Origin of the sequence: Nonomuraea coxensis DSM 45129 (assembly GCF_019397265.1) — a bacterium.
Taxonomy (GTDB): domain Bacteria; phylum Actinomycetota; class Actinomycetes; order Streptosporangiales; family Streptosporangiaceae; genus Nonomuraea; species Nonomuraea coxensis.
This window is the reverse complement of sequence record NZ_CP068985.1, coordinates 794,381-806,833: the sequence shown is the minus strand read 5'-3', so window position 1 is coordinate 806,833 and position 12,453 is coordinate 794,381. Positions and strand designations below refer to the sequence as shown.

Annotated in this window: 15 protein-coding genes and 1 tRNA gene; 3 read left to right on the top strand and 13 right to left on the bottom strand. The window is 70.3% G+C overall.

What is annotated here, in order from left to right; all coding sequences use genetic code 11:
* Positions 1 to 28 precede the first annotated feature (28 nt).
* The 7 genes from rplJ to Nocox_RS04190 form a co-directional block, all read right to left on the bottom strand.
* On the bottom strand, positions 29 to 553 hold the full coding sequence (rplJ, locus tag Nocox_RS04220; protein WP_020544882.1) for a 50S ribosomal protein L10: 525 nt from the start codon (positions 551 to 553) through the stop codon (positions 29 to 31).
* Positions 554 to 806: 253 nt separating this feature from the next.
* Positions 807 to 1,628 carry an SCO4651 family lipoprotein gene (locus tag Nocox_RS04215; protein ID WP_063711657.1) on the bottom strand — a complete coding sequence of 274 codons (822 nt, stop codon included), beginning with the start codon at positions 1,626 to 1,628 and terminating at the stop codon, positions 807 to 809.
* A 453-nt stretch (positions 1,629 to 2,081) separates the two neighbouring features.
* Positions 2,082 to 2,801, bottom strand: coding sequence for a 50S ribosomal protein L1 (rplA, locus tag Nocox_RS04210; protein ID WP_020544880.1), 720 nt, complete (start codon positions 2,799 to 2,801; stop codon positions 2,082 to 2,084).
* Between the two features lie 68 nt (positions 2,802 to 2,869).
* Positions 2,870 to 3,301: a 50S ribosomal protein L11 gene (gene rplK / locus Nocox_RS04205; RefSeq protein ID WP_020544879.1), complete on the bottom strand. Its 432-nt coding sequence runs from the start codon at positions 3,299 to 3,301 to the stop codon at positions 2,870 to 2,872.
* A 121-nt stretch (positions 3,302 to 3,422) separates the two neighbouring features.
* A complete protein-coding gene (nusG, locus tag Nocox_RS04200) occupies positions 3,423 to 4,187 on the bottom strand; it encodes a transcription termination/antitermination protein NusG (protein ID WP_020544878.1) in 765 nt (254 codons plus the stop codon).
* Between the two features lie 63 nt (positions 4,188 to 4,250).
* A complete protein-coding gene (secE, locus tag Nocox_RS04195; RefSeq protein WP_026214690.1) occupies positions 4,251 to 4,496 on the bottom strand; it encodes a preprotein translocase subunit SecE in 246 nt (81 codons plus the stop codon).
* Between the two features lie 77 nt (positions 4,497 to 4,573).
* Positions 4,574 to 4,646, bottom strand: a tRNA-Trp gene (locus tag Nocox_RS04190).
* Between the two features lie 157 nt (positions 4,647 to 4,803).
* Here Nocox_RS04190 and Nocox_RS04185 point away from each other — a divergent pair.
* On the top strand, positions 4,804 to 6,012 hold the full coding sequence (locus Nocox_RS04185) for a pyridoxal phosphate-dependent aminotransferase (RefSeq protein ID WP_033409981.1): 1,209 nt from the start codon (positions 4,804 to 4,806) through the stop codon (positions 6,010 to 6,012).
* On the opposite strand, the gene Nocox_RS04180 is transcribed toward Nocox_RS04185, so the two are convergent.
* A complete protein-coding gene (locus Nocox_RS04180) occupies positions 6,013 to 6,537 on the bottom strand; it encodes a hypothetical protein (RefSeq protein ID WP_020544874.1) in 525 nt (174 codons plus the stop codon).
* A gap of 51 nt (positions 6,538 to 6,588) precedes the next feature.
* Positions 6,589 to 7,245: a hypothetical protein gene (locus Nocox_RS04175; protein WP_026214688.1), complete on the bottom strand. Its 657-nt coding sequence runs from the start codon at positions 7,243 to 7,245 to the stop codon at positions 6,589 to 6,591.
* Positions 7,246 to 7,325: 80 nt separating this feature from the next.
* On the opposite strand from Nocox_RS04175, the gene Nocox_RS04170 reads away from it, so the two are divergent.
* Positions 7,326 to 8,354 carry an adenosine deaminase gene (locus Nocox_RS04170; RefSeq protein ID WP_020544873.1) on the top strand — a complete coding sequence of 343 codons (1,029 nt, stop codon included), beginning with the start codon at positions 7,326 to 7,328 and terminating at the stop codon, positions 8,352 to 8,354.
* Here Nocox_RS04170 and Nocox_RS04165 read toward each other — a convergent pair.
* The gene (locus tag Nocox_RS04165; RefSeq protein ID WP_020544872.1) at positions 8,343 to 9,281 is read right to left on the bottom strand and encodes a hypothetical protein; all 939 of its coding nucleotides are present in this window, start codon (positions 9,279 to 9,281) and stop codon (positions 8,343 to 8,345) included. The two genes, Nocox_RS04170 and Nocox_RS04165, sit on opposite strands and share 12 nt — an antisense overlap.
* Positions 9,268 to 9,807 carry an RNA polymerase sigma factor gene (locus Nocox_RS04160; protein WP_020544871.1) on the bottom strand — a complete coding sequence of 180 codons (540 nt, stop codon included), beginning with the start codon at positions 9,805 to 9,807 and terminating at the stop codon, positions 9,268 to 9,270. The genes Nocox_RS04165 and Nocox_RS04160 overlap by 14 nt, the downstream gene beginning before the upstream one ends.
* A gap of 150 nt (positions 9,808 to 9,957) precedes the next feature.
* On the opposite strand from Nocox_RS04160, the gene Nocox_RS04155 reads away from it, so the two are divergent.
* Positions 9,958 to 10,671, top strand: coding sequence for a class I SAM-dependent methyltransferase (locus Nocox_RS04155; RefSeq protein WP_020544870.1), 714 nt, complete (start codon positions 9,958 to 9,960; stop codon positions 10,669 to 10,671).
* Positions 10,672 to 10,710: 39 nt separating this feature from the next.
* Here the strand turns inward: Nocox_RS04155 and Nocox_RS04150 are convergent, their stop codons facing one another.
* A complete protein-coding gene (locus Nocox_RS04150) occupies positions 10,711 to 11,565 on the bottom strand; it encodes a carbohydrate ABC transporter permease (protein ID WP_020544869.1) in 855 nt (284 codons plus the stop codon).
* On the bottom strand, positions 11,565 to 12,449 hold the full coding sequence (locus Nocox_RS04145; RefSeq protein WP_063711656.1) for a carbohydrate ABC transporter permease: 885 nt from the start codon (positions 12,447 to 12,449) through the stop codon (positions 11,565 to 11,567). Before Nocox_RS04145 ends, Nocox_RS04150 begins: the two co-directional genes overlap by 1 nt.
* Positions 12,450 to 12,453: the final 4 nt, after the last annotated feature.

The following is a 12,453-nucleotide window of genomic DNA, read 5'->3' as shown; positions in this document are numbered from 1 at the left end:
GACCGCGGTGGGTGCGGCAACCCCCGTGTTACTCGCCCGCTTCTTCGCGCTTCGCGCGAAGGGCTTCGACCAGCTGAGCCATTTGCGTGGGCAGCGCGGCGAACATCGCGGCAGCGGCGCTCTGCTTCGCCTTGAGCGCACCGGCAAGCTTCGCGAGGAGGACCTCGCGGGACTCGAGGTCGGCGAGCTTGGTGATCTCGGTGGCGTCGAGCGTCTTGCCCTCGAGCACGCCGCCCTTGATCACCAGAAGGGGATTGGCCTTGGCGAAGTCACGCAGACCCTTGGCCGCCTCGACGACGTCGCCCTTGACGAAGGCGACGGCGGTGGGGCCGACCAGCAGGTCGTCCAGACCCGTCACGCCGGCCTCGTTGGCCGCGATCTTGGTCAGGGTGTTCTTCGCCACGGCGAACTTCGCATTCTCACCGAGAGACTTGCGCAGGTCCTTGAGCTGCGCGACGGTGAGACCGCGGTACTCGGTCAGAACGGCGGCGGCGCTACCTTCGAACTCGTTCTTGAGCTCGGCAACAGCCGTCGCCTTATCCGCCCTCGCCATGGGCCTCCTTCCAGATGTGCCGCCGGCGAAGGCGTCCTGAAATGAGAACAGCCCCGGGCGCAGGGGCGCACACGGGGCTCACGCGCATGGATGACCATGCGGGGAAACTCGCATCACACCTGCGCGGGTCGTCCACAAGACGTGGAACCTTCGGTCGCCAGGATGTGAGCACCTGACGACGACCGGCGGTCTTCGGCAACGACCAGAGTACGTGCTGGCCGCCGAGTTTCCAAATCGTTCTCGGAGATGGCTCCTAGTTGGTCGTGGTCTCCGGCATCTCGCCGACCTGGTCGGCGGCCGGGGCCTGGATGGTGACGGGCTTGTTGTAGTCCTTGAAGAACAGCGTGGCGTCCAGCTTGGCGCCGTCCTTCTGGCCGTTCAGCGCGAGCTTGCGGGGCAGGCCGTCGGCCGCGACCCACACGTCGAACGCGACGTCCTTGAGCTCGGACAGGTGCGAGCGCGCCTGCTCCTGCCGGTCGGCCGGCAGCAGCAGCACGGCCGCCTCCACCGGGAAGGTGCCGCTGTAGTGGGTGGTGTCCTCGCCGTTGACGGTCTCGGTGCCGGCCTGCTTCACGTCCTTGGAGGCCGTGACGAGCTTGGTGACGCTGGCCAGGTCGAACTGCTGGATCTGGGCGAGGTACTGGTCGACCGCGGTACGGTCGCCGACCTCGTTCAGCGAGACCTTGATCCACGGCTTGGTGGCGCCGAGCATCTTGTTCAGCGCCTCGACCTTGACGTAGACGGTGTCGCCCTGCAGCACGGCGCGGACGCCGCCCGGCAGGCTCTGACCGCCCATGTCCACGGTGTCCAGCGTGAGGTCCACGGCGAGCTCGGGCTTGCTCTGGTAGAGCATGCGGCCCTGCACCCGGCCGTTGCCCTCCTGGGCGCCGGAGGCGTTGACGACGGCGTCGACGGTGTAGCTGGTGACCTCGGCGGTCTTCTGCGCGGCCTGCGCCAGGACCTCAGAGGCCGCCAAGTTGACCTGGATGGGTTGGGCGGTCGAGCCACAACCGGCAACCGCGGCCACGACGAACGCGGCTCCGGCCGCGGCGAGACTTATCCTGCGCTTCAGCATGTCTTGACCCTACGTTTGCGATCCGGGATAGTAGCGGCTTCCCCGCACAATTCGGGGAAAACCCAGGGTTCTCCCCCACACACTCTGCACAGCTCCTTCACAACCCCCCAACCCTGCCAACGCAAAGAAACCCACCGGAGAAAGCGCCCCTCCCCGGCGGAACGCGGTCCTGGGCGGCTCCCAGGGGGCGGATACAGGGCCCTGGAGGGCGCGAAGCAGGCCCGCGCGCGGGGCCGCACAGGGACACAAGGGGGCGCGCAGCGGCCCGGGGGCGTCGTGGAGGGCCGCCGCCACCGGGCCCGCAGGGGACATGACGCACAAGCCGGCCGGCAGGGTCGCACAGACGCGGCAACAGCCCGCCCGGACACGACAATCCCCCCCACGACCCAAAAGAGCCCCGCCCGTACGAAACGGGCGGGGCTCTTTCGTGAAAACGTGCGGCCGGCCGGTCGGTTACTCGGCCAGGTCGGCGGTGATGCCGCGGGTGACGTTGGGGTCGACCGGAACGCCCGGACCCATCGTCGTGGAGAAGGTGACCTTCTTCAGGTAGCGGCCCTTGGCGGCCGACGGCTTGAGACGCAGCACCTCGTCCAGCGCGGCAGCGTAGTTCTCCAGGAGCTGGCGCTCGCCGAAGGACGTCTTGCCGATGATGAAGTGCAGGTTGGCCTGCCGGTCGGTGCGGAACTCGATCTTGCCGCCCTTGATTTCCGTGACGGCCTTCGCGACGTCGGGCGTCACGGTGCCGGTCTTCGGGTTGGGCATGAGGCCACGCGGGCCGAGCACGCGGCCCAGGCGGCCGACCTTGCCCATCATGTCGGGCGTGGCCACCACGGCGTCGAACTCGTTGAGCCGGTTGCCCTTGGAGATCTCGTCGATCAGCTCGTCGGCGCCGACGATGTCGGCGCCCGCCTCGCGGGCAGCCTCGGCACGGTCACCGGTCGCGAAGACCAGGACCCGGGCGGTCTTGCCGGTGCCGTGCGGAAGGTTGACCGTGCCGCGCACGATCTGGTCTGCCTTGCGAGGGTCGACGCCCAGCCGCAGCGCGACCTCGACGGTGGCGTCGAACTTGGTGGTCGACGTCTCCTTGGCGAGCTTGGCGGCCTGGACCGGGGTGTAGAGCTTGTCGCGGTCGACCTTGGCCGCCGCGTCCTTGTGCGCTTTGCTGCGCTTCATGCGTACTCCTAGTGGTACTCGGGCCGTCGCCGTCGCGGCGGCCCTCCCACGACGTCTGGGAAGGGGTGTTACTCGGCGATCGTGATGCCCATCGACCGGGCGGTGCCGGCGATGATCTTCTCGGCCGCCTCGATGTCGTTGGCGTTGAGGTCGGGCATCTTGGTCTCGGCGATGCTGCGCAGCTGCTCGCGGCTCAGCTTGCCGACCTTGTCACGGTGCGGGACCGCGCTGCCCTTGTCGAGGCCGAGGGCCTTCTTGATCAGCTCGGGGGCCGGCGGCGTCTTCGTGACGAAGGTGAAGCTGCGGTCCTCGAAAATGGTGATCTCGACGGGGATGATGTTGCCCCGCTGAGCCTCCGTCGCAGCGTTGTACTGCTTGACGAAGTCCATGATGTTGACGCCGTGGGGACCGAGGGCGGTACCCACCGGCGGTGCCGGGGTGGCCTGGCCAGCGGGGAGCTGGACCTTCACCAACGCGGCGATTTTCTTCTTCGGAGGCATGTGTCCTTCTCCGGGTCCTGGATTGTGATGCGATGCCGGGCGGCGGATGCGGCCCTGACATGTCGGAGGCCGCCCGACAGCGCAGGCGGCCAGTCCGAACGTCTAAGTGTAGGTGATCGACCTAGATCTTCGAGACCTGGTTGAACGACAGCTCCACCGGAGTCTCCCGGCCGAAGATCGAGACGAGCACCTTGAGCTTCTGCGACTCGGGGCTGATCTCGCTCACCGAGGCCGGCAGGGTGGCGAACGGGCCGTCCATGACCGTGACCGACTCGCCGATCTCGAACTCGACCGTGGGGCCCGCGGCGGTCTTGGTGGCCGCCTTCTTGGTCTCCTCGGTCGGCTCGGGCGCGAGCAGCTTGGCGACCTCGTCGAGGCTGAGCGGGCTCGGCTTGTTGGACAGGCCGACGAAGCCGGTGACGCCGGGGGTGTTGCGCACCGCGGCCCAGGACTCGTCGGTCAGCTCCATGCGCACCAGGACGTAGCCGGGCAGCACGCGCTCCTTGACCGGCACCTTCTTGCCGCTCTTGAACTCCTGGACGGTGTGCGTCGGCACCTCGACCTGGTAGATGTAGTCCTCCATGTTGAGCGACACGTTGCGGCTCTCGATGTTGGACTTCACGCGGTTCTCGTAACCGGCGTAGGAGTGGATGACGTACCACTCGCCGGGCAGGCCGCGCAGGGACTGCTTGAACTCCTCGACGGGGTCGACGTCGGGAAGGGCCGAAGCGTCCTCGGCGGCGGAGGCGTCGGCCTCGCTCGCTTCGTCGCTTCCCGCGGCCTCGGCCTCGTCGGACTCCGCCTCGGCGGTCTCCTCAGTGGCCTCTTCCAGCTCGTCGTCCCACTCGTCGCGAGACTCGTCCGCCGGAAATGAAGACTCGGACACGGTGACTCTTCCTCTTTCGTCGAATCGAAGGGCGACTCCGTCAGTCGACCGGCGGCGTCTGGATCAGGCCCCGCCGAAGATCTTCAGCACTGCCCATCCCAGAGCGCTGTCGAGCCCGTAGACGATGCCAACCATGATCAGAACGAATATCAGAACGACCGTGGTGTAGGTGATCAGATCCTTGCGTGTCGGCCAGATGACCTTACGAAGCTCGTTGACGACCTGCCGATAGAAGAGGGCAGGTGAAGTGCGCGTCTTCTTCTCGCCACTGGGCTTGTCTGCGGTCTCGCCGCGCGTGTCGATCGCCACAGTCCTCACCTGAATTCGTCGTATCCAACGCAGTTCTGCGGCGCGCTTACACGCCTGTCATGCGCGGACCGCACTCGCAGGGCACGAGGGACTCGAACCCCCAACCGCCGGTTTTGGAGACCGGTGCGCTACCAATTGCGCCAGTGCCCTATGTCATCAACCAGACTACCCTGATTGAATCACTGCCTGGACCGAACCGCTCGCCGACATGCGGCGGAAGGACCGAGCTGAAGCATACGGGGGATTGCCCGGCACGTCGAACCGAAACCTGATCGCCCAGGTCAAGGCGTCGTGCGACGATGGAGCCATGTCGAGCCGACGCCGCATCTCCGCGAGGATCTCCGCGATTTCCGAGTCCGCCACACTGGCCGTCGACGCCAAGGCGAAGGCCATGAAGGCCGCCGGGCGCCCGGTCATCGGGTTCGGCGCGGGCGAGCCCGACTTCCCGACGCCCGGCTACATCGTCGAGGCGGCGGTCGAGGCGGCCCGCGACCCGCGCTTCCACAAGTACACCCCGGCGGGCGGGCTGCCCGAGCTCAAGCAGGCCATCGCGGCCAAGACGCGGCGCGACTCCGGCTACTCCGCCGAGCCCTCGCAGGTGCTCGTCACCAACGGCGGCAAGCAGGCCGTCTACGAGGCGTTCGCCACCCTGCTCGACCCGGGCGACGAGGTGCTGGTCGTGGCGCCCTACTGGACGACGTACCCCGAGGCGATCAAGCTGGCCGGCGGCACGCAGGTCGACGTGGTCACCGACGAGTCCACCGGCTACCTCGCGAGCGTCGAGCAGCTCGAGGCGGCGCGCACCGGGCGGACGAAGGCGCTGCTGTTCGTCTCGCCGTCCAACCCGACGGGCGCCGTCCACACCCGCGAGCAGACGGTCGCGATCGGGCGGTGGGCCGCCGAGCACGGCCTCTGGGTGATCACCGACGAGATCTACGAGCACCTGGTCTACGACGGCGCCGAGTTCACCAGCATCGCCACGGCCGTCCCCGAGCTGGGCGACCGGGTCGTGATTCTCAACGGCGTCGCCAAGACGTACGCGATGACCGGCTGGCGCGTGGGCTGGCTGATCGGCCCGTCCGACGTCGTCAAGGCGGCCACCAACCTGCAGTCGCACGCCACCTCCAACGTCTCCAACGTCTCCCAGATGGCCGCGCTGGCGGCGGTCTCCGGCGATCTGTCGGCGGTGGCCGAGATGCGCGCGGCCTTCGACCGGCGGCGGCGGACGATGGTGCGGATGCTCAACGACATCCCGGGCGTGGTGTGCCCCGAGCCCAAGGGGGCGTTCTACGCCTACCCGTCGGTCAAGGCGCTGGTCGGCAAGGAGCTGCGGGGGCGGCGGCCGGGCACGTCCGCGGAGCTGGCGGAGCTGATCCTGGAGGAGGCCGAGGTCGCGGTGGTGCCCGGGGAGGCGTTCGGGACGCCGGGATACTTCCGGCTGTCGTACGCGCTGGGCGACGACGACCTGGTCGAGGGCGTCAGCCGTCTGGGCAAGCTGCTGGCCGAGGCCCGCTGACTAGCCGATCCCGGCGGCGACCCGCAGGATCTCGTCGTCGAGCCCCGGCGTCGCGCCGACGTAGACCGCGACGCCCGGGCGCTCCAGCCACATGAGGTTGCGCACGCCCGTACGGGTGGTCCAGCGCAGGGCGGGCCGGCCCTCCCAGGCCGTGAGCCGCGCGTGCGCCACCAGCGTGACGAACTGCTCGGCGGTACGCGGACCGCACACGACGCCGACGTACAGCCGCTCGTCGTTCTGGCTCCAGATCAGGCCGTGCACGGCGAGCGGCCGGGTGAGCGCGGGCAGGCGGGAGAAGGTGCCCGCGCGTTCGAGCGGACGGGCCAGGCCGGGCAGGCGGACCTCGGAGGCGGCGCCGCACGACAGCGTCAGCGCCCTGCTGCCGGCCTGCTCGGCGGACGGGGACCCGTCGGAGGCGCGGGGCACCGGGACCTCGCCACCGCCCGCGCCCCCGCCGCCCGCGCAGCCGGAAAGCGCGCAACCGGAGAGCGCGAGCGTGAGGAGCACCGCCGCCAGACGCCGCATGGACCCCCCATGACGTGTGTGGACACCCCGGGAACGGGACGGGAAGGGGCTCTAGTCTCCTACAGGAGCCTTGACCGAGGCGGCAACTGCGAGGAGTTCCTTACCCAGGGATTCACCGGCCCTGACCCGCAGACCTGTGCCCGGGCGCTCCAGCCAGGCGATCGTCCGGCCGCCGCGCGGGTCGCGGCCGACCACGGCGGGCCTGCCTCGCAGGAGGGTGTCGCGGGCGTTGAGCACGGCGACGTGGGAGCGGTAGCGCGACCAGTCTGCGGCGACGGGGCCGCGTTCGACGCGCGCCTCGACGTACCTTCCTGGACCTGCCGCTTCCGGCTTCTCCGGGGCGTACCTCGCCCAGCCGCCCGCTCCGGGGCCGAGCGTCCCTCCCCCGGTGCGCCGCAGGTCAGGGGGGAGGTAGGTGAGGTAGAAGCCGTCGGCGATCACCGCGAGAACGGGCGCGGCCGGCGCGGGCTCGGCCGGTGCCGGGCGCGCCGACGGGGCGGGGGCCGGTGGGCCCTGGGCCGCGGCGGCGGGCTCCACCGGCCGCGCGGGCGGGCGTATCCGCCCGAACCCTGACGCGAACAGCCCGTAGATGGCCATCGCCGTCACCGCGAACGCCAGCGCCGCCAGCGCCGCCCGCCGGCCCTGCCCGTCCGCGGACGCGGGTCCGTCCGCGCGTCCCTGCCCGTACACGCGCCCCTCGGGGATCATTCCCCGATGATCCCCCGCCCGGGCCGCCTCCTACCCCTCTTTAAACCATCCGATGGTGGCGCCAATGGCAAGATGAGGAGATGCCGAAGCCCCTGGTCACGCTCCCGAAAGCACATCTCCACCTGCACTTCACCGGTTCCATGCGGCATGCCACGCTGATCGAGCTGGCCAGGGACCAGGGGCTGCACCTCCCCGACGCGCTGGAGCAGGACTGGCCGCCCAAGCTGCGGGCCACCGACGAGCGCGGCTGGTTCAGGTTCCAGCGGCTGTACGACATCGCCCGGTCCGTCCTGACCCGCCCGGAACACGTCTACCGGCTGCTGCGCGAGACCGCCGAGGACGAGGCGGCGGCCGGGTCGCGCTGGCTGGAGATCCAGGTGGACCCGTCCGGCTACGCCCAGCGGTTCGGCGGGCTGACGGCCACGCTGGAGCTGATGCTGGACGCCGTACGGCAGGCCGCCGAGCACTCCGGCGTCGGCATCGCCGTGATCGTGGCCGCCAACCGGACCAGGCATCCGCTGGACGCCAACACGCTGGCCAGGCTCGCCCTCCAGTACCGCGACCAGGGGGTCATCGGCTTCGGGCTGTCCAACGACGAGCGCCGGGGCCAGGCCCGCGACTTCGAACGCGCCTTCAGGATCGCCAAGCGGGGCGGGCTGCTGGCCGTGCCGCACGGCGGCGAGCTGATGGGCCCGCGCAGCGTCCAGCAGTGCGTGGACGACCTGGGGGCCGACCGGGTCGGGCACGGCGTGCGGGCGGCCGAGGACGACTGGCTGATGAGCCGCCTGGCCGACCGGCAGATCTGCTGCGAGGTCTGCCCGACCTCCAACGTCGGGCTGGGGGTGGCCGAGCGGGCCGCCGACGTGCCGCTGCGGCGGCTGTTCGACGCGGGGGTGCCGATCGCGCTGGGGGCCGACGACCCGCTGCTGTTCGGCGACCGGCTGCTGCGGCAGTACGAGCTGGCCAGGGAGGCGTACGGGTTCTCCGACGCCGGGGTCGCCGAGCTGGCCAGGCAGTCGGTGCGCTCGTCGGCCGCGCCCGAGGCGGTGCGCAAGGAACTGCTGAAGGGCGTCGACGACTGGCTCACCGGGTCGCCGTCACCGGAGTGAGCGGGCGATCTCGACGGCCTCGCCCGCGGTGCGTACGCCCTCCAGGCGGTGGTTGACGCCGCCGCTCGTCCAGATGAGGGTGGGCGCCGCCTGACGGAGCGGCACGACGGTGCCGTCCACGCGGCGGAGGTGGCCGAGCGGGTGCTCGCCGGCGATCCACCAGCCGTCCGTGCCGCCGCCGAGCTCGAAATGGGCGGGGAAGGGCGGGCCGAGCTGCTTGAAGAAGTACGGCTCCATCTCGCCGTCGAACTGGTCGAGGCGGATGCCGCCCGGCCAGAACATCGACGCCACGCGGCCGCCGTCGGAGACCGTGGCCGCCTGCGGGGGGCCGAGGCGGGCGGGGGTGCGTACCGGGAAGCGGGCCAGGGACGGCAGGTCCTCCGGCGGCACGGCGCGTTCGCCGGGGAGCGGCGCGGTGGTGGTGAGCGGTGGCGGCGGGGTGTCGGAGACCCGCAGCTCGACGCCCGCGAAGCGGAGGATCTTCACCACGGCGGCCCGGCCCTGCGGGGTGGCGGCGGTGACGGCCACGACCGCCGCCACGACGGCCACCACCACGGCCCACCGCCGCCTCCGCGCCCGCGTCCCCCGCCGCGAAGGGCCGGTACGCGCCCCACGCGCCGGCTCAGGCGGGTCGGCAACCAGGTCAGGGTCGGGCAGGCCGGGGTCAGGCGCGGCGGGCCGCCCGGGGTCGGGCCGCCCAGGGTCGGGGAGGCCGGGGTCGGGTTGGGTGAGGCGGGTGCGGACGGCGGCGGCGATGTCGGTGGCCGGCGGGGCGGCGGGCACGTCGAGCAGGGCGCCGAGGGCGAGCAGCTCGGCCTCCAGCGCGTCGGGAGCGTCCGCGGCGTCGGGGTGCGCGTCGCGAGCGTCAGGGTGCGCGTCCCGAGCGGCCGGCGGGTTGGGGTCGTCCCTGTCGTCATGCGAGTTCATTGCCCACCTCCTCCCTCAGCCGCGCCAGCCCGCGATGGGTGCTGGACTTGACGGTGCCCACCGGACAGTCCAGCACCTGGGCCGTCTCCGCCTCCGTCAGCTGTAAGAAGTACCGGCACACCACGGCCCGGCGTTCCCGCTCGGGCAGTGCGCGGACGGCGGCCAGCAGGCGGGCGCGCCGGTCAGTGGCGACGGCCGTCCCCTCGGGGTCGTCGGGCGCCCGGTCGGTCGCCGCCGCGCCCAGCCTGAGCGTCAGCTCGGCGCGCCGCCCCCGTGACCGGGTCAGGTTGTGCGTCTCGTTGGCCACGATCCGCAGCAGCCACGGGCGGAACGGCGAGTCCCGCCGGAAGCCCGCCAGGTGCCTGAACGCCTTGACGAACGCCTCCTGCACGACGTCCTCGGCTTCGTCCCCCGCGCCGAGCAGGTACGCGGTACGGTGGGCGAGCGCGCTGTAGCGGGCGACCAGCGCCTCATAGGCGTTCAGGTCACCGTCGAGCGAGCGCGCGATCGCCTCGTCGTCGTCCATGACGAGTCAGATTCCACCGCAAACCAGGCCCGGCAGGGAAGTGCGTGCGCCGGATCGCGTGACCCCTGCCGCTGATCGGGGCATTAGACTCGGGCAATCCGTGTGCCCCCTTGAAGGAACGGGACTATGTCTTCTGGGTATGACCGTGTAGTGCAACCGGCGGCCGGTGACGAGGCCCTGGAGAACCACCTCGGTGGGGACGAGGCCAAGAACTACCGGCAGTACGAGTTCGACATGGTCGCCCCCTACGTGGGCCGCTCGATGCTGGAGATCGGTTCGGGCCTCGGGCACTTCGCCGAGCAGTTCCTGCCGCGCCTCGACCGGCTCGTGGTGAGCGACTTCGACCCCTACTGCGTCGAGCAGCTGGAGAAGCGTTTCGCCGGGCGCGACGAGATCGGCGTGCTGCAGTTCGGCCTGCCGACCGACATCCCGCTGGAGGACAAGGTCGACACCGTCGTGCTGATGAACGTCCTGGAGCACATCGAGGACGACGCCGAGGCGCTGCGTTCGCTGGCGCGGGTGACGCTGCCGGGCGGCCGGATCATCATCTGGGTGCCGGGCTACATGCAGCTCTACGGCGACTTCGACCGCAAGGTCGGCCACGTGCAGCGCTACACGCCGAAGACGCTGGCCGCCACGGTCGCGCGGGCGGGCCTGGACGTCGAGGTGCTCAAGCCGATCAACTTCCTGGGCGGCATCGCCTGGTGGGCGGCGGTGCGCCGGGGCGGCGTCGGCTATCCCGACCCGCGCCTGGTCAAGATCTACGACCGTACGGTGGTGCCGCTCACGCGGCTCATCGAGCGGTTCTTCCGTCCGCCGTTCGGCCAGACGGTCTTCTGCGTGGCGCGCGTCCCGCAGAGCTGAGTGCGGCAGGGGGAGGCCGGTGGGCCTCCCCCGCGCGCCTCACTTGATCGATCCGGCGGTCAGGCCGCCGACGACCTTGCGCTCGATCAGCGCGAACAGGATGATCACCGGGATCGTGGCGATCACCGACCCGGCGAACAGGTTCTGCCAGTCCACCTGGTACTGCCCGATGAAGGAGTTCAGCGCCACGGTGAGCGGCTGCTTCTCGGGCGTCGTGGTCAGCGTGAGCGCGACCACGAACTCGTTCCACGCCGCGATGAACGTGAAGATCAGTGCCGTGATGACCCCCGGCATGGCGAGCGGCAGCGTGATGCGGAACAGCGCGCCGAAGCGCCCGTTGCCGTCGATGAAGGCCGCCTCCTCCAGTTCGCGGGGGATCGAGGCGAAGTAGGCGTTCAGGATCCACACCGCGAACGCCAGGTTGAACCCGCCGTTGACGAGGATCAGCGACCAGATCGAGTCCACCAGCCCGAACTGGTAGAACTCGCGGTAGATGCCGACCAGCATGGCCGTGGGCTGGAACATCTGGGTGATCAGCACCAGGATGAGGAACGCGGTCCGTCCCCTGAAGCGGTGCCGGGCCGAGTAGTAGGCGGCGGGCAGCGCCACCAGGAGCACCAGCACGGTGGAGCCGGCGGCCACCTTGATCGTGACCCAGAGGTTCTCGGCGAGGCCGCTGGTCCAGAAGCCGGTGAGGTTCGACCACACCCACTCCTCGGGCCAGAACGTCACGTCCCGCAGCGAGTCCTGGCTGCGCAGCGAGGTGAGCAGCATCACCACGTACGGGAACAGGAAGATCAGCGCGATGACGTAGGCGGCGGCCGCGACGAGCACGGTCTTGAGCCTGGGCAGGTGGCGCACGGTGGCGCCGCGGGCCACGGTCCCGACGGCCATCACGCCACCTCCTTGTTCCACCGCGACACCCGCAGGAAGATCACGGTCAGCACGACGACCATGCCGAAGTTGACCACGGACATGGCGGCCGACTCACCGATGTCGGAGCTCTTGAGGATGAACATGAGGATCGTCGAGGTGGCCGTGGAGTAGCCGGGCTGCCCGTGGGTCATGGCCCAGATGATCGGGAAGCTGTTGAAGACGTTCATCACGTTGATCAGCGCGGCCACGGTGAGCGCGGGGCGCAGCAGCGGCAGCGTGATCGACCAGTACGTCCGCAGCCGCCCCGCCCCGTCCATCCTGGCCGCCTCGTAGACGTCGCCGGGGATGGTGGCGAGGCCGGCGAGCAGCGCGTACGTCGTGAACGGCACCGACACGAACACGGCCACGAACACCAGCCACGGCATGGCCGTGGAGGCGTCGCCGAGCTGGTCGGCCGCCGCGCCGCCCATGGCGTCGATGAGCCCGAGTTTGAGGCGGATCTGGTTGATGACGCCCACTTCGGGGTCGAGCATCCACTTGAAGATGATCGCCGTCATCAGCACGGACGCCGCCCAGGGCGCGATGAGCGCCCAGCGGGCCACCTTGCGCAGCGGGAAGTGCTGGTTGAACAGCTGGGCGAGGGCCAGCGAGACCAGCACGGTGAGCACGACGACCGCGACCACCCAGATCACGCTGCGGAGCATGATGTCCGCGAAGTCCTTCTCGTTGACGAGCTTCTCGTAGTTCGCCAGCCCGTTGCCGCCCTGGACCACGCCGAACCGGCTGATCTTGAGGAACGACGACCGGATCATCTCGATCACCGGCCAGAGCACGACCACCGCGATGAGCACCACGGCCGGCCCGACCCAGGCGAGGGGTTCGAGGGCGCGCAACCTTCTCATGCAA